Source organism: Pseudarthrobacter sp. H2 (genome assembly GCF_050157045.1).
Classification (GTDB): domain Bacteria; phylum Actinomycetota; class Actinomycetes; order Actinomycetales; family Micrococcaceae; genus Arthrobacter.
In genome coordinates this window covers 4,388,717-4,409,266 of sequence record NZ_CP189594.1, presented here as the reverse complement: position 1 = coordinate 4,409,266, position 20,550 = coordinate 4,388,717, and the positions used below count along the sequence as shown (strand labels likewise).

Annotated in this window: 18 protein-coding genes; 8 read left to right on the top strand and 10 right to left on the bottom strand. The window is 62.9% G+C overall.

The genetic code is table 11. From position 1 onward, the window contains the following. Positions 1 to 111 precede the first annotated feature (111 nt). The 10 genes from ACQCSZ_RS20510 to ACQCSZ_RS20465 all read right to left on the bottom strand — a co-directional run bounded on the left by ACQCSZ_RS20510 (position 112) and on the right by ACQCSZ_RS20465 (position 11,379). Positions 112 to 762, bottom strand: a complete 651-nt coding sequence (locus tag ACQCSZ_RS20510; protein ID WP_427005482.1) for a DUF5134 domain-containing protein — start codon at positions 760 to 762, stop codon at positions 112 to 114. Positions 763 to 890: 128 nt separating this feature from the next. After that, on the bottom strand, positions 891 to 2,831 hold the full coding sequence (locus ACQCSZ_RS20505) for a primary-amine oxidase (protein ID WP_427005481.1): 1,941 nt from the start codon (positions 2,829 to 2,831) through the stop codon (positions 891 to 893). Between the two features lie 369 nt (positions 2,832 to 3,200). Then, a complete protein-coding gene (locus ACQCSZ_RS20500) occupies positions 3,201 to 4,199 on the bottom strand; it encodes a heme-dependent oxidative N-demethylase family protein (protein ID WP_427005480.1) in 999 nt (332 codons plus the stop codon). After that, on the bottom strand, positions 4,196 to 5,182 hold the full coding sequence (locus ACQCSZ_RS20495) for a PDR/VanB family oxidoreductase (protein WP_427005479.1): 987 nt from the start codon (positions 5,180 to 5,182) through the stop codon (positions 4,196 to 4,198). The genes ACQCSZ_RS20500 and ACQCSZ_RS20495 overlap by 4 nt, the downstream gene beginning before the upstream one ends. After that, complete coding sequence (locus tag ACQCSZ_RS20490; RefSeq protein ID WP_427008403.1) at positions 5,179 to 5,646, bottom strand: dimethylamine monooxygenase subunit DmmA family protein; 468 nt, start codon at positions 5,644 to 5,646, stop codon at positions 5,179 to 5,181. Before ACQCSZ_RS20490 ends, ACQCSZ_RS20495 begins: the two co-directional genes overlap by 4 nt. A 23-nt stretch (positions 5,647 to 5,669) precedes the next feature. Continuing rightward, a complete protein-coding gene (locus ACQCSZ_RS20485) occupies positions 5,670 to 6,050 on the bottom strand; it encodes a cupin domain-containing protein (RefSeq protein WP_427005478.1) in 381 nt (126 codons plus the stop codon). A gap of 1,361 nt (positions 6,051 to 7,411) precedes the next feature. Then, the gene (locus ACQCSZ_RS20480; protein ID WP_427005477.1) at positions 7,412 to 7,600 is read right to left on the bottom strand and encodes a hypothetical protein; all 189 of its coding nucleotides are present in this window, start codon (positions 7,598 to 7,600) and stop codon (positions 7,412 to 7,414) included. Positions 7,601 to 7,872: 272 nt separating this feature from the next. Next, on the bottom strand, positions 7,873 to 9,345 hold the full coding sequence (locus ACQCSZ_RS20475) for an APC family permease (RefSeq protein ID WP_427005476.1): 1,473 nt from the start codon (positions 9,343 to 9,345) through the stop codon (positions 7,873 to 7,875). 640 nt (positions 9,346 to 9,985) lie between these two features. Next, complete coding sequence (locus ACQCSZ_RS20470) at positions 9,986 to 10,693, bottom strand: cache domain-containing protein (protein ID WP_427005475.1); 708 nt, start codon at positions 10,691 to 10,693, stop codon at positions 9,986 to 9,988. After that, positions 10,690 to 11,379, bottom strand: coding sequence for a FadR/GntR family transcriptional regulator (locus ACQCSZ_RS20465; protein ID WP_427005474.1), 690 nt, complete (start codon positions 11,377 to 11,379; stop codon positions 10,690 to 10,692). Before ACQCSZ_RS20465 ends, ACQCSZ_RS20470 begins: the two co-directional genes overlap by 4 nt. A gap of 359 nt (positions 11,380 to 11,738) precedes the next feature. Here ACQCSZ_RS20465 and hxlB point away from each other — a divergent pair, with 359 nt between their 5' ends. The 8 genes from hxlB (at position 11,739) to ACQCSZ_RS20425 (ending at position 20,380) form a co-directional block, all read left to right on the top strand. Then, the gene (gene hxlB, locus ACQCSZ_RS20460; RefSeq protein ID WP_427005473.1) at positions 11,739 to 12,338 is read left to right on the top strand and encodes a 6-phospho-3-hexuloisomerase; all 600 of its coding nucleotides are present in this window, start codon (positions 11,739 to 11,741) and stop codon (positions 12,336 to 12,338) included. An 82-nt stretch (positions 12,339 to 12,420) separates the two neighbouring features. Next, the gene (gene hxlA, locus ACQCSZ_RS20455; RefSeq protein ID WP_164204622.1) at positions 12,421 to 13,044 is read left to right on the top strand and encodes a 3-hexulose-6-phosphate synthase; all 624 of its coding nucleotides are present in this window, start codon (positions 12,421 to 12,423) and stop codon (positions 13,042 to 13,044) included. Between the two features lie 261 nt (positions 13,045 to 13,305). Further along, a complete protein-coding gene (locus tag ACQCSZ_RS20450; RefSeq protein WP_427005472.1) occupies positions 13,306 to 13,497 on the top strand; it encodes a hypothetical protein in 192 nt (63 codons plus the stop codon). A gap of 46 nt (positions 13,498 to 13,543) precedes the next feature. Continuing rightward, positions 13,544 to 15,100, top strand: coding sequence for a glucose-6-phosphate dehydrogenase (gene zwf / locus ACQCSZ_RS20445; RefSeq protein WP_427005471.1), 1,557 nt, complete (start codon positions 13,544 to 13,546; stop codon positions 15,098 to 15,100). Then, complete coding sequence (locus ACQCSZ_RS20440) at positions 15,097 to 16,089, top strand: glucose-6-phosphate dehydrogenase assembly protein OpcA (protein WP_427005470.1); 993 nt, start codon at positions 15,097 to 15,099, stop codon at positions 16,087 to 16,089. The genes zwf and ACQCSZ_RS20440 overlap by 4 nt, the downstream gene beginning before the upstream one ends. Before the next feature lie 105 nt (positions 16,090 to 16,194). Beyond that, positions 16,195 to 17,301 carry an S-(hydroxymethyl)mycothiol dehydrogenase gene (locus ACQCSZ_RS20435; protein WP_427008402.1) on the top strand — a complete coding sequence of 369 codons (1,107 nt, stop codon included), beginning with the start codon at positions 16,195 to 16,197 and terminating at the stop codon, positions 17,299 to 17,301. Then, positions 17,298 to 17,918, top strand: a complete 621-nt coding sequence (locus tag ACQCSZ_RS20430; RefSeq protein ID WP_427005469.1) for an MBL fold metallo-hydrolase — start codon at positions 17,298 to 17,300, stop codon at positions 17,916 to 17,918. Before ACQCSZ_RS20435 ends, ACQCSZ_RS20430 begins: the two co-directional genes overlap by 4 nt. A gap of 110 nt (positions 17,919 to 18,028) precedes the next feature. Then, positions 18,029 to 20,380 carry an FdhF/YdeP family oxidoreductase gene (locus ACQCSZ_RS20425; protein ID WP_427005468.1) on the top strand — a complete coding sequence of 784 codons (2,352 nt, stop codon included), beginning with the start codon at positions 18,029 to 18,031 and terminating at the stop codon, positions 20,378 to 20,380. Positions 20,381 to 20,550: the final 170 nt, after the last annotated feature.

Sequence of the window (20,550 nt, the reverse complement as noted above, 5' to 3'; positions counted from 1 at the left end):
CCTCCAGGCTTGAGTCGCAGGTCTTTTCGATGAGGAGGGATCGCTTGGCGTTTGATAGGGCTCGGATTTTTACGACGCCCTGAGTTGCTTGTGAGCGATCAATTGCCAGGGTCATGACATGGTGGCAAACATCATTGCCATGACGGCGGCGCCGAGAGCTTCCAGCCCGTGTTCTGCACGGACGGAAGGCCGCGAAGTCGCCGCATCGTCGAGAGTGGTTTTCGTTACGCGGCGACGCGCTAAAAGGAAAATGAAAACCACGGCCGCAGCTGCGAATAATACTGTCAGCCAGATTGCCAGACCGGGTGAGTGATCTAAGGTTGCTGCAGCCGTGCTTGGGGCGGCTGCATGTGCCATCGAGTGATGGGCGTTCGACATTGAAATTCCACCGGCCGGAACGGGGCCGGTAGTGACCTGACCCATCATGGCAAGCATGACCGCAGCGCCGGCCATACTGAGGCTGTGGTAGAGGCATTTCAGCCGGCCTTGGCTGCCGGCGCAGAGTGTTTTGAATTCCGACCGGGCGACGGCCTGTATGACAAACCACAGCGCTGCGCCAGTGAGGACTGCGATCTGGGCCAGCACCGTTGACGGCACAAGGTTCCATAACATGGCAGCCATGAGGACGTTCATGATTCCATGGAGGACCCTATTGATCTGGTCCGTGCGCTGGCAAGACTTTGTAGCTTGCAGGAAGTGGTAGCTCCCGCTAAGCAACAGGACGGCCGTGAGGGCGCAGGTAATCGCCGGGATATTGAACACGCGGATCACGCTCTCACTACTGGGGTGGGCTAGGTGCAGGACGGTCCCCGGTGATGCTGCCACAGCACCGGGGACCGTCCTGTTTGGGTTTGTTCCTTTTCCAGCTCTAATTCGTCAGCTTGGTCGGTTCACTTTTCCGTTCCGCAGCACTGCGAGGGTTCGATAGCTGCCGTGATGTTGCTGGGGAGGTTGAGGGTGGGGTTTTGGTCGAAGAAGCCGTGGGGTTCGAGCATGAAGCCGATGTTCTGGCGGGGCATGACGGGCCAGTCTTCGAGGCGGACGACGTGGTGCATGCCGAAGGTGTACCAGACCACGAGGTCCTGGTCGACGATGTTCCGGTCTGCCTGGGTCCAGATGTGCAGGCCGTCGTCGGCGCCGGTGGCCTGGTTCGGGAATTCGCCGGCTGCGAAGCGTTCGGTCCGGTCGTAGGCGGTGACCCAGAGGTTGTTGCGGGCGAATTGTGCTCGTTTGCTGACGTAGGACTCGTCGCCGGCGGCGAGCTGGATGCCGTTGGTTGGGATGAGGCGGTAGGCGACCGGTTCGTTGACCAGGTTCTTGCTGTCGTGGTTGGCGATCTTCCAGAAGCGGTGCTTGGAGGAGTCTGTCTTGCGGATGGCGGCCTGTTCGGTTTCCAGGAGCCGGTCCACTGCCTTGAAGGCGGTGTGGGTGGGGTTGTCCTCGGGGATTTCCATGTCCACTTCGTAGACGGCGTTGCGGGGTCCGTCGATTTCGAAGTCCATGCGGACGTTGAACATGTGCTGGTGGATCGGGGCGTACAGTCCGTCGTTGTTCAGGGTCTGGCCGTAGGGGCTCTTCTCGCCGGGTTTCTGGCCGGCGGTGGAGAGGATGCCGGTGGCTTTGACCAGGAACTCGATGCTGCCGTCGAGGAAGAGGTGCCAGTAGAAGGCGTACTCGTAGTTCGCGACGGTGGCGATGAAGGAGATCACGAGCTTGCGGCTGCGCCGGGTTTCGGTGGTGCCTTCGCGGAAGTCGAAGTGCTTCCAGAGGATGGAGTCGTCTTCCTCGTGCATGCAGATGGCGTTCTCGATCGTCAGCGGGTTGCCGTGGCTGTCGGCGGTGATGCCGTCGAAGTACTTGATTTCGCCCAGGCAGTCACAGCCCAGGGTCAGGGAATTGGCCATGTTGCCGATGTTGTATTCGCCGGAGTCGAAGGCGTTCTTTTTGGCCTGGACGGGGGCGGTATCGCCGTAGGGGACGACCATTTCGGACAGTGAGGCCCGGTTGATCACGGGACGTTCGACGCCCTTGTTGCGGAACTTCAGCTGGTGCAGGACCAGGCCTTCGCGGGGGGTGAACCCGACGCGGAAGGACCAGTCGGCCCACTGGACGTGGTTTCCGGTGACCGTGAAGGACGCGCCTTCGGGCTGGGTGATGGAGATGGGTTTGAGGTCGGTGCGGGCTTCGCCGACGTACTTGGGCAGGTAGTTGCCGCTGGCGCTGGGGACGGGGATGGCCTGGTCGTCCTCGACCTTGACGACCTCGCCGGAGTTCAGGTCCACGATGACGATGAAGTTCTCGATCGGGTGCGCGTACGGGCTGTCATCGGCCTCCTCGCGGACGAAGACCAGGGCGCGCATCAGGCGCCGGCCCTCGTTGTCTTCACCGAAGTAGCCCACGGACCACGGTTCGAAGCAGACCAGGGACATGTCGGTGATGCCGCGCCTGGCCAGGGCGGCCTGGACCTCGGGGTTCTTCCGGCAGCTCTCTTCACCCTCGGCGAACTCGTCCAGCATGAACGGGGGATGGATGTTCGCGGCCAGCTGGGTCCACTTCGAGACGATGCCCGAATCAAGGTCGACAATGGCTTCGTAGGAGCGTCCCTCGGCACGGTTGACCAGGACCGCATCAGCCTCGCGCACCGTCGCGGCGCCGGCCCGGAGCAGTTCCTTCTCCGGCTCGCGCAGCTCAATACTGATAAAGCGGAACGATTCCGCCGCGGCCGGTCCATCCTTCAGGATCGCCGCCGCCCGGGAAATCTCGGCACGGGACAGCGGATCCAGAGGATGCGCCACCCCAACTACGGTGTCGGTTTCAGTGCTAAGAGTCATGGTTTTCTCCTTGGTTGTTTGTTCAGGACGCGGGTCGTGCCGTGTGTTGGCCCGTACAGGCCCGGTTTGGATTCCCGGTGCTGTTCACCTTTGACAGAACTGTTCATCCCTGGTTGCGAATAAGACTGCGCCGAAGACCTCTCCAAACCCTGCGGAGCCTGGGAGAGACTGTCTGCAAACCCGGGCATCCCCACTTCCAGGGGCCGGCCGGGTTCCGCTCCGAACCCTGCCGCTGTGACGCCAGCCACATGCATTCCGTCTGTAGAAAAAACTACGCCATGAAAATCATCTAGTCCAGCTTTTTTTAGGGACTATTTGAGAAGACTTTGATGTTCCGGTGGTGTGGTGGGTCGGGGGCCGGGAAGGATGCTAGCTGGCGAGCAGCCAGTCGGATGCGGTTTTGCGGTAGCGGATGATGCCTTTGTATTCGGCCATGTCTTCCGGGAGCTCGGCCAGGACGTGTCCGAATTTTTCCCGCCAAGCGGGGACCTTGGCGATGTCGGAGAGGGGCAGGAGGTAGCTGCGGATCAGGAACATCAGGACCCCGGTGTGGGGGAGGCGGATCAGGTGCTGGACTTCGACGCGGAGGTGGAGCTTGTCGGGCATGTCGGGGTCGGCGGCGATGGTTCCGCGGTCCGGGCCCCACTCGGGGTAGGTTTCCGTGGAGGTGTCCAGGCGCTGGCCGATGGTCATGGTCCAGTTGGTGCGGCGGAATTGTTCTCCGGGTTGCAGCCGCAGGAGGAATTGCTCAGCGCGGCTGACGATCTTTTCTTCCTTGACCCGCGGGACGGGACCGTGGATCTCGAGGAAGTTCATGCCGACGTCGAAACTGAAGGACCAGTCCGCGGCAAAGGTCACCAGGCCGGCGTCGAGCCACATCGTGTTGTCCCGGATGTCGAGCAGAACGATGTCGTCCTGGATCTGGGTGCCCAGGAACCGCAGGGGACCTCCAGGCAGTGAATCATCGTCGCCGACGGTGAACTCGATGTCGAGGCCCTGCAGGGTATTCTGCCAGCGGCAGGCATTCCCTTCCCGGTGGAAGGACATCGTGTCCGGGTAATCCTCGGCCGTGGAGGACAGCACGGTGGTGAGGGCGTCCCACACGGCGGGCCGCATGTGGGGCAGGACCTGCATGCGTGAGGGGTCCCGGGTCAGGATCTCGTCGCGGTCCGCCAATTCCTGGTGGTAGAACTCGTCGATGTCGATCAGCCGGGCTCCCCAGGCGCCGGCTTCTGTTGGCACCGTTTTGTGCGCCGGTTCGACGTTGGCGCTGTAGCGGTACTGGTCGCCGGTAAAGGGGAAGGGGAAGCGCCTGATGCGTTCCGGGAGGGCGGTGGTGTCAGGGTCTTTGTCGATGGTGATGCTCAAAGGTCCAACTCCAATTCTGGGTCTTCGCTGCGTGAAACACAGCACATCATGGTGGTGTTCTCGGCCTTTTCCTCGTCGGTGAGGTAAAGGTCCCGGTGCTGCGGGGTTCCGCGGAGGACCGGCAGGACACATTCGCCGCAGATGCCTTTGCGGCACATATTGGGGATGCTTTTCCCTGCCTTCTCGAGTGTGTCCAGCAGCGAAACACCGGCCGGCACGTCAAGCTTCAGGCCGCTGCGGGCCAGGTTCACCGTGAACGGTTCGCCATCGTCCAGTTCGGCCGCGCCGAAGGCTTCTGAATGCAGCCTCGCCGGTGACCAACCAAGCTCCCGTGCCTGGTCCAGGACCGCATCCATGAAGGCAGCCGGCCCGCAGACGTAGAGGTGGGTTCCGAGGTTCTGGGTCGTGAGCTGTTCGGTCAGGACCTTCTGGAAACTGCCGCGATCAGTACATTCGATCAGCGCGGTCAGCCCCGGTCCCAGCAGTTCCCTCGCTTCTGCCACGTGCGCCCCGGCCCCGGGCCGGTGGACGTAGATCAGGGATGCTTCGATGCCCCGTTCGGCCGCGGCCCGGGCGTGCGAAAGCACCGGCGTGATGCCGATTCCTGCCGCAACCAGCAGGTGATGCGTCGCTGTTGACACCGGGGCAAAGGCACTGCGGGGCCGCGAAACATACACACGGTCACCGGCTGAGAGCCGGTGCATGGCCACCGAGCCGCCGCCACCGTCTTCGACGCGGAGGACCGAGATGGTGTATTCGGACGGGCCGTTGCCTGAACCGGTGAGCGAATAGGCATTGACGCCGCTGCCGTACTGGACCACGAGGTGGCTCCCCGGGACATAGGAAGGCAGCCTTTCACCCGACGGGTCAGCCAACGTGATGCTGATAATCGATTCCGTCTGAAGGCTTACGTTTGTCACCTCCAGCTGGAGACCTCCTTCCACCGCCGGGTGGGCACTGGTCTGGATCGCCGTCATTGTCATGATGCCTCCTCGGCATGAGCTGAGTAACCCAGATATGCGCCTTTTCGGCGGGAAAAGTGATCAGTGATAGCCAGGACGGTGGCACATCCTTGGCACTCCACCTCGGAGCCGGCTGCCCGATCAATGGTGGTGGTAAGGCAATGCGGGCAGTAAACAACGCAGGGTCCGGCTTCGTCAGACAGGAGGGTCACCTCCTCCTCCAGCAGTCCGCATTCCGCGGCGGCGGCTGCGGCTGCACGGATGTCCGCCGGCGGGCCAGCGAGTACAAGACGGACACCGACACGCGAACGCCCGAGCACAGATCTCAGGTCCGAGAGAGTCCCCGGGGTTGCAGATTCGAAACGGAGGTCGTGCCTGGGCCGGCCACCGGTGTCGTGATCCGCGGTGTCATCTGTTGCGCCAAACGAGGCACAGATGACACCGCGGAAACCCGGTGCCAAGCCAGCGCCTGCTTCATGCGGCATGGACGCGGTACGCATGGAGGGTCTTACGGTGCGAAAGTGCGGTCGCCGGTGAAGAACCCCAGACCATACTCAGGGGTCTCAAACTTGACCGTGGTGCCCTTGGGGAAGAACAGCACGTCGCGCTCCTTGGCGTGTGTCACTTCCCCGGTGGTCTGGTCGGTGAGGATGAACTCACCCTTCACAACGACCTTCATTTCGTCGTACGTGTACGTGTACACCAACGGCTCGGAGGCCTTCAGCTCAAAGAATCCGGCACTCATCACCGACCCCTCAGGGTTGTGGAGGGAGTCACCGATAGCAGCGATCGTCCCAGGCTCGTTCATCGGCGGCAGCCCGAGATAGCCGCCTTCTACCTTGTGGATGGATCCGGCCTTGCTGAGTGTTCCTACGAGGTTGGTTTCCATGGTCTCTCCTGTGAATACCGTTGGGAAATGGTTCGTCTTTAGGTGCATATAAGACTGCGTAAGGATGAGGTCAGAGCGCTGGCTGTGACTCCTGTAAGGAGGTCGCAAACCCGGCGTCCTCTATTTCCAGAGGGCCAGCTGAGCTCTACTGTGAACCCTCCGGGCGTGTGATGCGAGTCACGTGCGTTCATCCCAGTAGCAAAACTACGCCACCGAATTCATATAGTCCAGACTTTTTTATAAAAATTCTTATGAGATGTTCCAGTTATCTTTTTTCAGGGTCGGTTGACATTCGGGAAGCGTTCAGGTGCATGTTCGCGGCCGTCGCCATCGGACCTGATGATGCTAGTGTCTTGGGCCCGGGTCCATGACTTGCGCCAGAACGAACGTGTGCCCGGGACATCTGACCCGCGTGGATTCGCACTCGGAGACGCAATCTCCGGGCCTGATTACGGCGGCGCCCCGCCGACCGTTCCCCCGTCGCCTGGCAGGAGGATGGGACCGTTGCAGGGCGCTTTCTTGCCGCCCGTCATGGGACCACCTGTTGAGCCAGGGGAGGGGCGCCCGGTCTTGTGCCGTATTCACCGTTATGTCCTAAGTCCCGTTCCTGCGGATCTGAGAGTTCTCGGGCTTCATCCAGGCCCCGGATGCTGCCTTTCTGGGGGATGTCGGACCTGTTGGGCGGGGTGTGGGCCCTGCTGCAGTAGCGCGCAGGCCGTGGCGGTCTTGGCTGCTGCGGGACAGCGGGGCCGGCATCGGCAGGCCGGGCCACTGAACCGGTGGCCGCGTTCGCTGGCTCGGTGGGACCTGATCAAGCTTTCGCCAGGGGGTCCCGAGCCCGGGGGCATGGTTGAGAGGCTGAACCGGTTCTTCCGCCAATGCTCCGTGGCGTGCCGGCGCTTTCCCCCGCCCGCTGGCTTCAACGTCCCATTCGACGAGTGGTTGCCCCCGGCCAACCACACCGTCATTCGCGCTCCCGCTGCCGAGGCCCGGACGAGCTGATCATCCTGGGTCGGGGCGAAGATGCCGGCGGCCGAAACCGTGACCGCTGCAGGCTCCGGCTATTGGTGTACACGGCAGCCCAACAGGGCATGCTGAAAAACCCGGCCGCCATGCTGGCAGGGCGGATGATCCGTTAAACGGCGCGGCGCCGGGGCGCCTTGCGTGGCCCGTGCCGTCTTTGCTGCGCCGGCCACCTGGTTCAGCGCTCACGGGCACAACCGGGTAACGCCGTCCTGCGGCACAAAAGCAAGGAAAAGTGCGTACGGTGGAACAAGCAAGGCCGCACTCCCACCCCGGACGCCCAGACAGGAAGGCAAGACCGAGTTCCTTGACCGGTCCGCCTTCCTGCCTTTGAGAGATCAGTTCATTGCGGGTTTAAGCTGATCGTCCTCGTCAGCATCAACGGAGCCATGCACAGTTGCCGCATGCTCTTCCAGGACGCCGATGCGGTGCCTGATACGCAGCCTGTACAGCAGGAGGCCGACCATAATGACGAACCCCATGTAGATAACCCGCACCACTGGAAATTGTCTCTCGAACGGAGCCACAGAGTTGTAGCTCCTGGGCGAGGCCAGATCAGGTTGTTCATTATGGCGGCTTCTACACCACCGCAATGAGATTGACGATAAAGCCCCACTTACCGAGGCTGAGGCCCCCCTTTGTCCCCTCGTTGGCCAGCGGCCACTTTTCTTGAACCTGTTACAGGGCATGAGAGCGGTGACCAGCAGGTAGGTCAGGACGATTCCAATGTTGGAAGGAATCGTAACGATGGCGGGGCTGCCCGATATTGATCAGCAACGGGACAAGCGCGACGGTTCCCTCACCGAGGAACTGTCAGGTCTGCGGCATCGTGATCTGACGAGCGGGCAGTCGCTGCTTTTTGGGAGCGATTCGATTCATGCTGGGAATAGAACCAGATGGGTATGTAGAGCGCCAATACGAGGAAGCCCACCCAGGTCGGGGTCCAGCCGATCTCCAGGCTGTTCAAGTAGACCACACCGACCAGACACAGCGGCAGATTGAACAGGCCAAAGGCCATGGCGACATTTTTCCAGCCCTTGGGCGCCTTGAAGGGCCTTTCCAGACCAGCAAAGGCAGGGTGCTTTTTGGCCCTGACATAGGCGAATAGGCTGATGCCGTTGGCACAGGTGTAACCAATCGCCGAGGCCGCGACAATTGCCGCGGGGTTTCCCATCGAAATCAGGACCAGATTGAAGACTCCGATGACCAGCATGGCAACAAACGGAGTTCCGTGGCGGTTCAGTTTGCCGAGGGACTTGGGAAGGTTGCCTTCCGTCGCCATGGAGTGCATGGCGCGGGAAGAACCGAGGTAAGCCGTTTGGATGATCAGTACCATCGCGGCGATCAACATGATGATGGTGATCATGGAGCCGGCTTCGCCAAAGACAGCCCGGGCGACCGGAATCAGGGGCGACACAGGTTCGGCCAGTACACCGTCGACACCAAGCACGCCGATCACTGCGGCTTGCACCAGTACAAACGAGAAGAAGCAGATGATGCCGCAGGCAAACAGCGCGTTGGAGACATCCCTGGCCGGATTTTTGTATTCAGGGCCATAGATGGCCGCCGTTTCCCAGGCACAGGCACTCCACTGAGCGATCGCAAAGATGCCAAAGAGAATCAGGATATGGTGCAGATCCCAGGCCCAGTCAGCCGGCAACCAGTTGCCGGTGATATTGGCCATCTCAACGTGCCCGGTAGCAAAGGGCGCCACGGTCAGGACAACCAGCGGGATCAGAGAAAAAGCCGCCAGGATGTAACCCAGTTTGGCGCCATCCTTGAGGCCGAACCAGTTAACCGCGAACAATCCGGTGAAAATCACCAGACCTGAGATCAACGAGAGCTGATATGCGGTAAACGTCTCGCCCAGCACCGGAAACAGCCCGTGCAGGTAACCGCCGACCAGGATGGAAAAGATCGCCAGTACCGGGGTCCAGGCGAACCAGTAGCTCCAGGCGCTGAAGCCGCCGAGCAGCTTGCTCTTGTCGTACTTGCCCTGGTAGTTTTCGGTGCGAAAAATATGCTGCGCGAACCCCGGCAGACCAGAGGCCTTGGGAAACGTGGTGGCCATTTCAGCATACGCGGTGCTCTGTATGAAACCCTGAAGGACCGATAATCCCCAGATAAGAATGGCCGCAGCCGATAAATACATCGGAAGGTAGCCCAAAGAGGGCAGAATCAGCAAGGGCACACCCAGCGCAATGGCCAGACCCTGCTTCCAGTCGATCGACCTTTCCAGATGATCGACTCCATCTGAACGATTTTCACTCATAACTATCTCCCTTGATCGTCTGATTTGGCTTGAGTAGCCGACGAATGCGCCATTGGGTCGTTGAGGAAGAAGAACACCGGGGGTCGGGTTCGCGCCGACTTCGACGAAAGTGTGTCGTAGTTGGGGAGATGCTTCTTCATCCGGTCTGCGAGCGTGTGCAAGACTTCGGACCGTTCGGGGCGGCGTCTGCTGTGAAGCAGATCACTTCACTTCCGAGGTTACAGCCAAATAGCTATAGTTCAACAGTTTTTTGAAAATTAGACTTTTGCATCGGTGCACGCTTGTCAGGAGAGCTGTTCTCGGCTAGCCTTCGTCAGCCCCGTGTGAACGATGAGGCCCTCGTACCGCGGCTGAAGCCCTTGCAGCGAGGTGGTTCACGCCTGTCTTTTTGGGGGCCGGGCGTTCAAGTTCGGGCATGCCCGACCCCCTCGACGGGATCACTTCCCGACTGCTGGCCGGCGGCGGCGGGCTTGGACGTTAATGCCATGATCACCGAGGTACTCACCCACACAGCTATCAGGCTCCCCTGCGACCCCCGCACCCTGACCTGCGAAAGCCGCAGTGGGGAAGATTCTGGACACTGGATCACCGGGCCTGGGACTCCAACATGATCTCCTGCCTGCTTCAGGAGGTCCGAGGCTTAGATGGTGTAGATCAGTGAGAGCCCCAGATGGGGAACATCCAGAGCCAGTCGATGCTGGTGTGGGGATCCGGATTTGATCCGCTCGCCGACCAGGTACATCCCGGAGTTGCCGAGAATGACGCGGTTGCTGGCGTTGACGAGGGCCGCATCTCCGGGAATGGAGCGAAGGATGGGCATGATGAGGGGTTCCAGATCCTTGACCCGGATGTCGCAGGCAGCTACCCCGGTGAAACGTCCCTGGACCGCAAGCGGAGCCGCAAATGTCAGGATGTATTCCTCGAAGCCGAGAAAGTCCACATACGGCCCCCACAGGCTCTGCTCACCTGTCGACGCGGCGGTGGAGAAGAACGGCAACTTCTCATAGTCGTAATAGCGGTTGCTGCCTGGAGTTATGTCCAGGTCGAGCCTGCCGATGGTGCCGTGTTCCTTTCGGGCCCACCAGTCCAAAGCCGGCACCCCCTCCCCGAGGGTTTCCACGGCAAAGAAGGTCCCGGCCCCAGCTGAAAAACTGTTCTTCGTCAGGAACTCCCGGGGATATTCGTCCATTCCCTCCAGAGCAGCCCTATCGACGCTGGACTTGCCGGCAAGATTTCGTTCAAGGAGGGAAGAAACGTCGCTGGAGAGTTTGTTGACCTCCATGCAGACGCCGCTCAGCCAGGAAGAAAGGGCAGAGGCAGCACGTACGACTTCAGCGGTGGGCTTCATTGACCATCCTGGTTTGATTGGGCGTATCCGAGGGTCAGTTTCTTGTCGATCAGGTGGAAAATGTTCCGCCTGATGTGCTCAAGGACAAGTTTCTGGGCCTTCTCGGGCTGGTCCTGGGCGACTGCCCGGACCAATTCCAAGTGTTCAGCGGCTGCCTGCTCAGGGTCAAATGCCACCGTCAGGGGAGTCCAAAGCTGCTGAACTGTTTCTTCCTGAAGCCGGATCTCGGCATTGGCAAGCCTCGGTGACTGGGCGGCTATCGCCATCTCGATGTGGAAGCGACTGTCGGCAGGGGCGCGCACTTCGGGGGAATCGGCCAGAACCAACGCCCGGGCAAGTTCCTGCAGCCGCTCAAAGTCATGTGCTTCGGCACGCTCACAGGCCAGCCGGACGGTCGTGGCTGCGATCGCAGAATGTTCGTCTCCGATGTCACGGATTTCGGAAATCGACGTCGAGAGGAACCAGTCCCGTATTACGTCGGTCTGGGTACGAGGCTGACTGACGACAAAAGTCCCCCCGCTGCGGCCTCTCCGGGTCTCGACGACTCCGCGCTCGCGCAACTCCCCCAAAGCTTCGCGAAGAGTCGCGCCGCCAACCCCGAACATTTCCGAGAGTGCCGCTTCGGGAGGCAAACGTTCACCCACCTTGAGCAGCCCGAGCCCGATGGCCTTGGTAATCCTGTCCACGATCGCATCGGCCCTCTCGATTTCCGGCAGGGACCGATATATCTGGGACTGGAATGAGGGCGGCGAGGCCAAAAGTCTGCGCTCCGGGAACTGGGCTACGGGGTGGGTCAATAACAAGCAGGTCCGGACAGCTCCGACAGGACTCAGCTCGTTGTACAGAGTCTATGCAATAAATCCTTCAAAGCTGTGGCTTTCCGGCACCCCAGCATGCCTCAGGCGGCAGCGCCAATCCTAAAGTGTAGTCAGAACCGTCAGAAAACAGTGTTACCCCTGCCCAAACGCTTCGGGAGTATGGATATCAACCAGAAAGCGTCGTTCGGCTGCTACCGGCCAACGACCGAATAGAAGGGGAAAACATCGTGACTACGACAGCAGGTGAAGTTCGTACCGGCTACAGCAGCACAGACGACATTGTCCGGAATCTCTCTCTTGTCAGGGACGAGATCACGGACACAGCGGCCAAGATCGACGAACAGCAGATCGCCGATCTGGCGCGCCACCTTAGCCAGCCTGGCCGGGTGTTCGTCGCCGGAGCCGGCCGCAGCGGCCTGGTACTGCGAATGGCCGCCATGAGGCTGATGCACCTTGGCCTGAACGTCCACATCGCCGGTGACACCACCACTCCCGCAATCGCTTCCGGCGACCTGCTCCTGGTGGCCTCGGGATCGGGAACAACCTCGGGGGTAGTCAAGTCGGCCGAAACAGCGGCTAAGGCGGGTGCACGGATTGCCGCGTTCACCACCAACCCGAGTTCACCGCTTGCCGGCCTCGCCGACGCTCTGGTGATCATTCCCGCAGCCCAGAAGACCGACCACGGCTCCAGCGTTTCCCGCCAGTACTCAGGGTCCCTTTTCGAGCAGGTACTATTCCTCGCCACCGAAGCACTCTTCCAGTCCCTGTGGGACAACACGGATGTACCTGCCGAAGAGCTCTGGCTCAGGCACGCAAACCTCGAATAGCCGTGGCCCAGATTTCACCCACCGCAGCATCCACTCAATTTTCAACACCCACCGCATTTCCCAACAGAAAGAAAACACCATCATGAAGCTCCAAGTTGCTATCGACCTGCTGACCACCGAAGCCGCCCTCGAACTCGCCGGCCAGGTTGCCGAATTTGTTGACATCATCGAGCTGGGAACCCCGCTGATCAAGGCCGAAGGCCTCTCCGTCATCACCGCGATCAAGAACGCCCACCCGGACAAGGTTGTTTTCGCTGACCTCAAGACCATGGACGCCGGCGAACTCGAAGCTGACATCGCCTTCAAGGCGGGCGCTGACCTGGTCACCGTGCTCGGTGCAGCCGATGACTCCACCATCGCCGGCGCCGTCAAGGCTGCCAAGGCCCACAACAAGGGTGTTGTCGTTGACCTCATCGGTATCGAGGACAAGGTGACCCGCGCCAAGGAAGTACGCGCCCTGGGTGCGAAGTTCGTTGAGATGCACGCTGGCCTGGACGAGCAGGCAAAGCCCGGCTTCGACCTGAACGGTCTGCTCCGCGCCGGCGCAGAAGCCCGCGTTCCGTTCTCTGTGGCAGGCGGCGTGAAGCTCGCCACCATCGGAGACGTCCAGAAGGCAGGCGCTGATGTCGCCGTCGCCGGCGGCGCCATCTACGGTGCAGCCGACCCGGCCCTGGCAGCCAAGCAGCTCCGCGCCGCCATCAACTAACCAGCCGGTTGACGGTGGCCTCCCGCACTCCAAACAGTCGCGGGACGCCACCTCCGGGCTGCAGGACCTTGTGATTGGGGCCTGCAGCCGGCAATGTCTTTCCTGTACTGCCCGCGGAGATACGTCACCGCGGGCAGTACAGTTCAGTGCTGAATCCAATTCCAGGAACACAACACCCCCAATGACGTGGGGTGGCGCATGGGCGCACTCAAACCCATGGGAAGGAACTGTTTCATCATGCGAAGTCAGGCCACACACAATTTGGAAGTAGTCGTTACCGAGCCGAGTCGTCTTTACGAGTTGCTCGACGATGCCGAGGCCGCGCTCCGGCAGGTAGCGAGGCCCCAGTGCTATTCCGGCATTCTGGTCACGCGCCATACTCCCAGCCGGTACACCCTCGCCCTCAGTGACACCGTTCCCTACGGGGAGACCCGCGAGCAGATCCTCTCGTAACCGCCGGTCCACGGTCGGACTGCCCTGTCGAAAGTTAGAAGCAAGTATGTCACTTACCGACGTTGATTCAAGTGTGCGGTCCGGGGTCAATCCGCTGCGTGATCCGCGGGACCGCCGTCTGAACCGGATTGCCGGCCCGTCGTCGTTGGTGCTCTTTGGAGTGACGGGGGATCTTGCCCGTAAGAAGCTCATGCCGGCCGTGTATGACCTCGCGAACCGGGGGCTGTTGCCGCCGAGTTTCGCGCTGGTGGGCTTCGCCCGCCGGGAGTGGGAGAACGAAGACTTCGCCGCCGAGGTGAAGGCATCGGTCATGGCCTATGCCCGCACCCCGTTTGACGAGGCAGTCTGGAACCAGCTCTCCGAGGGCATCCGTTTTGTCCAGGGAGAGTTCGACGACGACGACGCCTTTGAGCGGCTCGGCGACACCATCGATGAACTGGACGAGCAGCGCGGCACCCGCGGGAACCACGCGTTCTATCTGTCGATTCCGCCGAAGGCATTCGAGCAGGTCTGCCGGCAGCTGTCCAAGCACGGACTGGCGCAGGCCGAGGGGGAGAAGTGGCGCCGTGTGGTCATCGAGAAGCCGTTCGGGCACGACCTCGAGTCGGCCCGGCAGCTCAACGACATCGTCGAGTCGGTGTTCCCGCCGGATGCCGTGTTCCGGATCGACCACTACCTGGGCAAGGAGACGGTCCAGAACATCCTGGCGCTGCGCTTCGCAAACCAGCTGTTCGAGCCGCTCTGGAACGCCAACTATGTGGACCACGTCCAGATCACCATGGCCGAGGACATCGGCACCGGCGGCCGCGCCGGGTACTACGACGGCGTGGGCGCGGCCCGCGACGTCATCCAGAACCACCTCCTGCAGCTGCTCGCGCTGACCGCGATGGAGGAACCCATTTCCTTCAACGCCGATGACCTGCGCGCGGAGAAGGAAAAAGTCCTCGCCGCGGTCCGGCTCCCCGAGGACCTGTCCGCCCACTCGGCCCGCGGGCAGTTCGCCGGCGGCTGGCAGGGCGGCGAGCAGGTGCTCGGGTACCTGGAGGAGGACGGCATTCCGGCCGATTCGACCACCGAGACGTTCGCCGCGATCCGGGTGGACATCCACACCCGCCGCTGGTCCGGGGTGCCGTTCTACCTGCGTGCCGGCAAGCGGCTCGGCCGCCGGGTGACGGAGATCGCGGTGGTATTCAAGCGGGCACCGAACCTGCTGTTCCGTGACCACGCCGAGGACGACTTCGGCCAGAACGCCGTGGTGATCCGGGTCCAGCCCGACGAGGGCGCCACCATCCGCTTCGGGTCCAAGGTCCCGGGCACCCAGATGGAAGTCCGCGACGTCACGATGGACTTCGGCTACGGCCACTCCTTCACCGAATCCAGCCCGGAGGCCTACGAACGGCTCATCCTGGATGTGCTGCTCGGCGAACCGCCGCTGTTCCCCCGGCACGCGGAAGTGGAACTGTCCTGGAAAATCCTGGACCCGTTCGAGGACTACTGGGCGTCGCTGCCCGGACAGCCCGAACCCTACGCCCCCGGCAGCTGGGGCCCCGCCTCCGCCGACGAGCTGCTGGCCCGTGACGGACGAACCTGGAGAAGGCCATGATCGTAGACCTGCCCGACACCACCACCTCGAAGATCTCCAAGAAGATCATGGCCCTGCGCGAGGCGGGCGGCGTGATCGCCCTGGGCCGGGTCCTGACCCTTGTGGTCGTGACCAAATCGGGGCTGGAAGAGGAGGCCATCGAGGCCGCCAACGAGGCCAGCCGCGAACACCCGTGCCGGATCATCGTGCTCGCCGACGCCGGCGCTGACGCGCCCACCCGCCTGGACGCCCAGATCCGGGTGGGCGGGGACGCCGGCGCCTCCGAGGTGATCGTGCTCCGCGGCTACGGCGAACTCGCCCAGGAAAGCGAATCCCTCGTCGCGGCCCTGCTGCTGCCCGACGCGCCGATCGTGGCATGGTGGCCGCACGGCGCCCCGGACAACGCCGGCCAGACCTCCATCGGGCGCATCGCGCACCGCCGGATCACGGACTCGGCCAACGAGGCCGACCCCCAGGCGGCCCTGGAGACCATCCGACGCACCTACAAGGCCGGGGACACCGACCTCGCCTGGACCCGGCTGACGAACTGGCGGATCCAGCTCGCCGCGGTCCTGGACCAGGCCGACGACTCGCCCGTCACGGCCGTCACCGTCGAGGGTGCCTCGGACTCACCCAGCACCCTGCTCCTCGCAGCATGGCTCAAGTTGTCCCTGAGGGCTCCGGTTACTGTTGTACCGGAGCGCGCAGGGATGGGTATCCGCAGTGTCCGGCTCTGCCGTGATACCGGGGATGTCCAGCTGTCCCGGCCAGGTCGCTCAGTGGCTGTGCTGACCCAGCCGGGACAGCCCGCGCAGCGGATCTCCCTGCCCCGCCGCAGCCTCAAGAATTGCCTGGCGGAAGAACTCCGCCGCCTCGACCCCGACAAGGTCTTCGGCGAAACCGTCCGTAGTCTTGATACCTCCAAAATGCACCAAGAAACCGACATGACGTTCACGTGCAACGGGGAACCAAGGCGTAACCGGGATCTTCAGTCACTGATCGCCGTTTAGGGGGACCGCGCAACCGAGGACCAGGAACCCCAACGCGTTAGTTAGATTGGCACCTGGTGCCGATACAGCGGATCCGGCCGGGTCCAGGAAAGGAACACAAGAATGATGGTCCATAAAGTACAGGCAGTCATCGCCCGGGCGAAGAACGCCCCGGTTTCGGTGGAGACTATCCTGGTGCCGGATCCCGGGCCGGGGGAGGCGCTGGTGGACATCCTCACCTGCGGTGTCTGCCACACGGACCTGCACTACCGGCAGGGCGGCATCGGTGATGAGTTCCCGTATTTGCTGGGCCATGAGGCCACGGGTGTGGTCAGCGCGGTGGGTTCCGATGTCACGCAGATTCGGCCGGGCGACCGGGTCATCCTGAACTGGCGGGCCGTCTGCGGCCAGTGCCGGGCCTGCGCCAAGGGCCAGCCGCAGTACTGCTTTAACACGCACAACGCGACGCAGAAGATGACCCTCGAGGACGGCACGGAACTCTCTCCCGCGCTGGGCATCGGCGCCTTCGCGGAGAAGACGCTCGTGGCCGCCGGGCAGTGCACCAAGATTGACGACGACGCCGATCCCGCCGCCGTCGGGCTGCTCGGCTGCGGTGTGATGGCCGGCATCGGTGCCGCCATCAACACCGGCGAGGTCAAGCGCGGCGAATCCGTGGCCGTGATCGGCTGCGGCGGCGTGGGCATCGCCGCGATCGCCGGCGCAAAGCTCGCGGGCGCCACCACCATCATCGCGGTGGACATCGACGCCAACAAGGTGGAAATGGCCAAGTCCCTCGGCGCCACCCACGGCGTGGACTCCAGCAAGGAAGACCCGGTCGAGGCCATCCGGGCCCTCACCGGAGGCAACGGCGCGGACGTGGTGATCGACGCCGTCGGACGTCCCGAAACCTACAAGCAGGCGTTCTACGCCCGCGATCTCGCCGGCAGGGTGGTGCTGGTGGGCGTCCCGACGCCGGACATGAAGCTTGAGCTGCCCCTGCTGGACGTCTTTGGCCGCGGCGGGTCCCTGAAGTCCTCCTGGTACGGCGACTGCCTGCCCTCCCGGGACTTCCCGATGCTCGTGGCGCACTACAAGCAGGGCAACCTGGATCTGGACGCCTTCGTCACCGAGCGCATCACCATCGACCAGGTCGAAGAGGCCTTCGCGAGGATGCATGACGGCAAGGTCCTGCGTTCCGTCGTTGAAATACAGTCTCTGAAGGAGCTCTCATGACAGTCACCATCGAAAACCTCGTCACCTCGGGCACTTTTTCGCTCGACGGCGGCACCTGGGACGTGGACAACAACGTCTGGATCGTGGGCAACGACCATGAGTGCGTCATCATCGATTCGCCGCATGATGCGGCAGCGATCATCGGCCAGGTGCGCGGCCGGAAGGTCCTGGCCATCCTGCTGACCCACGCGCACAACGACCACATCGGCGCGGCGCGGGAGGTCGCGGACGCTGTCGGCGCCCCCATCGTCCTGAACCCGGAGGACCTGGTTCTCTGGAAGCAGGTTTACCCGGATATGGAACCGGACCGCTACCACGGGGACGGTGACGTGTTCGAGGTGGGCGGCACCGCGCTGTTGGCCATCCACACCCCGGGCCATTCCCCGGGCTCCACCTGCTTTTACCTCGAAAGTGAGGGAACGGTCTTCACCGGCGACACCCTCTTTAACGGTGGACCGGGAGCGACGGGACGATCCTACAGCGATTACCCCACCATCCTGACTTCCATCAGGGAACGGCTGCTCACCCTCCCGCCGGAGACCGTGGTCCGCACCGGCCACGGTGATAACACCACCATTGGTGCGGAACGGGAAACGCTGGCTAAGGTTTCCCAGTAGAGCAGGGTTCCCCCATCAGCAGGATCCCGACGAGGCGCGCCAGGACAGCTGGCGCGCCTCGTTGGGCGTTTTGAACAAGAACGGCGTGAGCCGGTAAGGAAGTTGGAACAATGAAGTTCGGTAAGCAGCCCGCCCCCGTCGCAGACATCAACGAGGACAACCTCGCAGTCCACAAGCCCAAAACAGAAGCTGCCGGAGTCAAGGCCGTCATGGTTGCCCTCGAACGCGCCGTGGCCCAGGCCGGCGTGACCCGCACGGCGCAGTCCCTGCTGCGGCTGAACCAGCAGGGCGGATTCGACTGCCCCGGCTGCGCCTGGCCGGAATCGGCCACGAAGCGCAAGGCGGCCGAGTTCTGCGAGAACGGCGCCAAGGCCGTGGCCGAGGAAAACACGCTGCGGACGGTCGGGGCGGAGTTCTGGGCCCGGCATTCCATCGCGGAGCTGGCGGGGAAGACGGAGTACTGGCTGGGCAACCAAGGCCGGCTGAGCGAACCGATGGTGATCCGCGAGGGCGAGACGCACTATTCGCCGATTTCCTGGGCTGATGCCTTCGAGCTGATCGGCGAACACATCCGGGCCTCCACCCCGGACCGCTGCGTCTTCTACACCTCCGGGCGCACCGCGAACGAGACGGCGTTTATGTACCAGCTGTTCGCACGGGCTCTGGGCACGAACAACCTCCCGGACTGTTCCAACATGTGCCACGAATCCTCGGGCTCGGCGCTGAACCCGACCATCGGCATCGGCAAGGGAACCGTGTCCCTGGAGGATATCCACGACTCGGAACTCATCTTCGTCGTGGGGCAGAACCCCGGGACCAACCACCCCCGGATGCTCTCAGCTCTGAAGGAGTGTAAGGACAAGGGTGGCACGGTTGTGGCGGTCAATCCGCTGCCGGAGGCCGGGCTGTTCAACTTCAAGGATCCGCAGACCGTCTCGGGTGTGGTGGGCGGCGGCACACCGCTGGCAGACGAGTACCTCCAGATCAAGGTGGGCGGCGACCTGGCGCTGTTCCAGGCACTGGGCCACCTGCTCCTGGCGGAGGAGGAACGCAACCCGGGCACCGTCGTCGACCGTTCCTTTATCGACGCGCAAACCGACGGGTTCGAAGCCTACCGCGACGCCCGCGGGGAGCTGGACTGGGCGGAAACCGAGAAAGCCACCGGCCTGTCCCGGGAACAGATCGAAACCGTGGCCGGGATGCTGATCCGGTCCAAGGCCACCATTTTCTGCTGGGCCCTGGGCGTGACGCAGCAGCCGCACTCGGTGGACACCATCAAGGAAATGGTCAACGTCCTGCTCCTGCAAGGCAACTTCGGCAAGCCCGGCGCCGGCGCCTGCCCGGTCCGCGGGCACTCCAACGTCCAGGGCGACCGGACCATGGGCATCTGGGAGAAGCCCAAGGAATGGCTCCTCGAGGCACTCGACACAGAGTTCGGGATCCAGTCCCCGCGGCACCACGGCCATGACGCGGTGGAGTCCATGGAAGCGTTTGAGCGCGACGAGGTGGACGTTTTTGTGTCCATGGGCGGCAACTTCTCACTCGCCTGCTCTGACACGGAGACTCTGGAAGCCGGCATGCAGCGGATCGGCCTGACCGTGCACATCTCCACCAAGCCGAACCGGTCCCACGTGGTGCACGGCCGCACCTCGCTGATCCTGCCCACGCTGGGGCGGACGGACAAGGACGACAAGCACCCCGAGGGCGCCCAGTTCCTGTCCGTGGAGGACTCAATGTCCGTGGTCCACTCCACCCAGGGCAGGCTGCAGCCGGTCTCCGAGCACCTGCTCGCCGAACCGGTCATCGTGGCCCGGATGGCAGCGGCGACCTTCGGGCCGGACCACCACGTGGACTGGAAGGCCATGGCCGAGGACTACGACTTGGTCCGGGACCACATCTCCCGAGTCCTGCCCGGTTTCGAGGACTTCAACGCCCGGGTCCGGACCAAGAACGGCTTTGTGCTGCCTAACCCGCCCCGGGACACCCGCTCCTTTAAAACGGACATCGGCCGCGGCCGCTTCACAGTCAGCCCGCTGGAATACCTTACCCCTCCCGACGGGCATCTGGTACTCCAGACCATCCGCAGCCACGACCAATACAACACCACGTTCTACGGCCTGGACGACCGCTATCGCGGGATCTCGGGCGGCCGCCGCGTGATCCTGGTACACCCCGAAGACCTGGCAGAACTCGGCTTTAAGGACCGGGACCTCGTGGACGTCGTGAGCACCTTCCGGGGCCAGGACCGGCAGGCGGACAAGTTCCGGCTGGTCGCCTACCCGACCGCGAAGGGCTGCGCCGCGGCCTACTTCCCCGAGGCCAACGTCCTGGTCCACAGGGAAAACGTGGCCCGGGAATCCAACACCCCCGGGTTCAAGGCAATGTTCGTCCGCTTCGAGCCGCACGCCGGCGGGACTGCATCTGCCGTGGCCGCCGCTCTCGAACCGGCCGCTGTCGTCTAGGAACAGCAGAACGGCCCCGCATCCCACAGAAGACGGGGCCGTTCTTGTGATGTCGGCCGGCCGGCCGGCCGCGCAGGCGTTCCATTCCCGGATCAGCCAGCGGCGCGGCGGCGACCGTGGCGGCCACACGCTTCACGTGTGCACAGTGTCCTGCCGTTTAGGTGTTGGGG

Excerpts from the sequence above, each read along its gene's own strand:
- ACQCSZ_RS20505 (WP_427005481.1), bottom strand. The coding sequence starts at position 2,831 with ATGACTCTTAGCACTGAAACCGACACCGTAGTTGGGGTGGCGCATCCT.
- ACQCSZ_RS20485 (WP_427005478.1), bottom strand. The coding sequence starts at position 6,050 with ATGGAAACCAACCTCGTAGGAACACTCAGCAAGGCCGGATCCATCCAC.
- hxlA (WP_164204622.1), top strand. The coding sequence starts at position 12,421 with ATGAAGCTCCAAGTTGCTATCGACCTGCTGACCACCGAAGCCGCCCTC.
- ACQCSZ_RS20435 (WP_427008402.1), top strand. The coding sequence starts at position 16,195 with ATGGTCCATAAAGTACAGGCAGTCATCGCCCGGGCGAAGAACGCCCCG.
- ACQCSZ_RS20475 (WP_427005476.1), bottom strand. The coding sequence starts at position 9,345 with ATGAGTGAAAATCGTTCAGATGGAGTCGATCATCTGGAAAGGTCGATC.
- ACQCSZ_RS20490 (WP_427008403.1), bottom strand. The coding sequence starts at position 5,646 with ATGCCGCATGAAGCAGGCGCTGGCTTGGCACCGGGTTTCCGCGGTGTC.
- ACQCSZ_RS20440 (WP_427005470.1), top strand. The coding sequence starts at position 15,097 with ATGATCGTAGACCTGCCCGACACCACCACCTCGAAGATCTCCAAGAAG.
- ACQCSZ_RS20425 (WP_427005468.1), top strand. The coding sequence starts at position 18,029 with ATGAAGTTCGGTAAGCAGCCCGCCCCCGTCGCAGACATCAACGAGGAC.
- ACQCSZ_RS20495 (WP_427005479.1), bottom strand. The coding sequence starts at position 5,182 with ATGACAATGACGGCGATCCAGACCAGTGCCCACCCGGCGGTGGAAGGA.
- zwf (WP_427005471.1), top strand. The coding sequence starts at position 13,544 with ATGTCACTTACCGACGTTGATTCAAGTGTGCGGTCCGGGGTCAATCCG.
- ACQCSZ_RS20470 (WP_427005475.1), bottom strand. The coding sequence starts at position 10,693 with ATGAAGCCCACCGCTGAAGTCGTACGTGCTGCCTCTGCCCTTTCTTCC.
- ACQCSZ_RS20430 (WP_427005469.1), top strand. The coding sequence starts at position 17,298 with ATGACAGTCACCATCGAAAACCTCGTCACCTCGGGCACTTTTTCGCTC.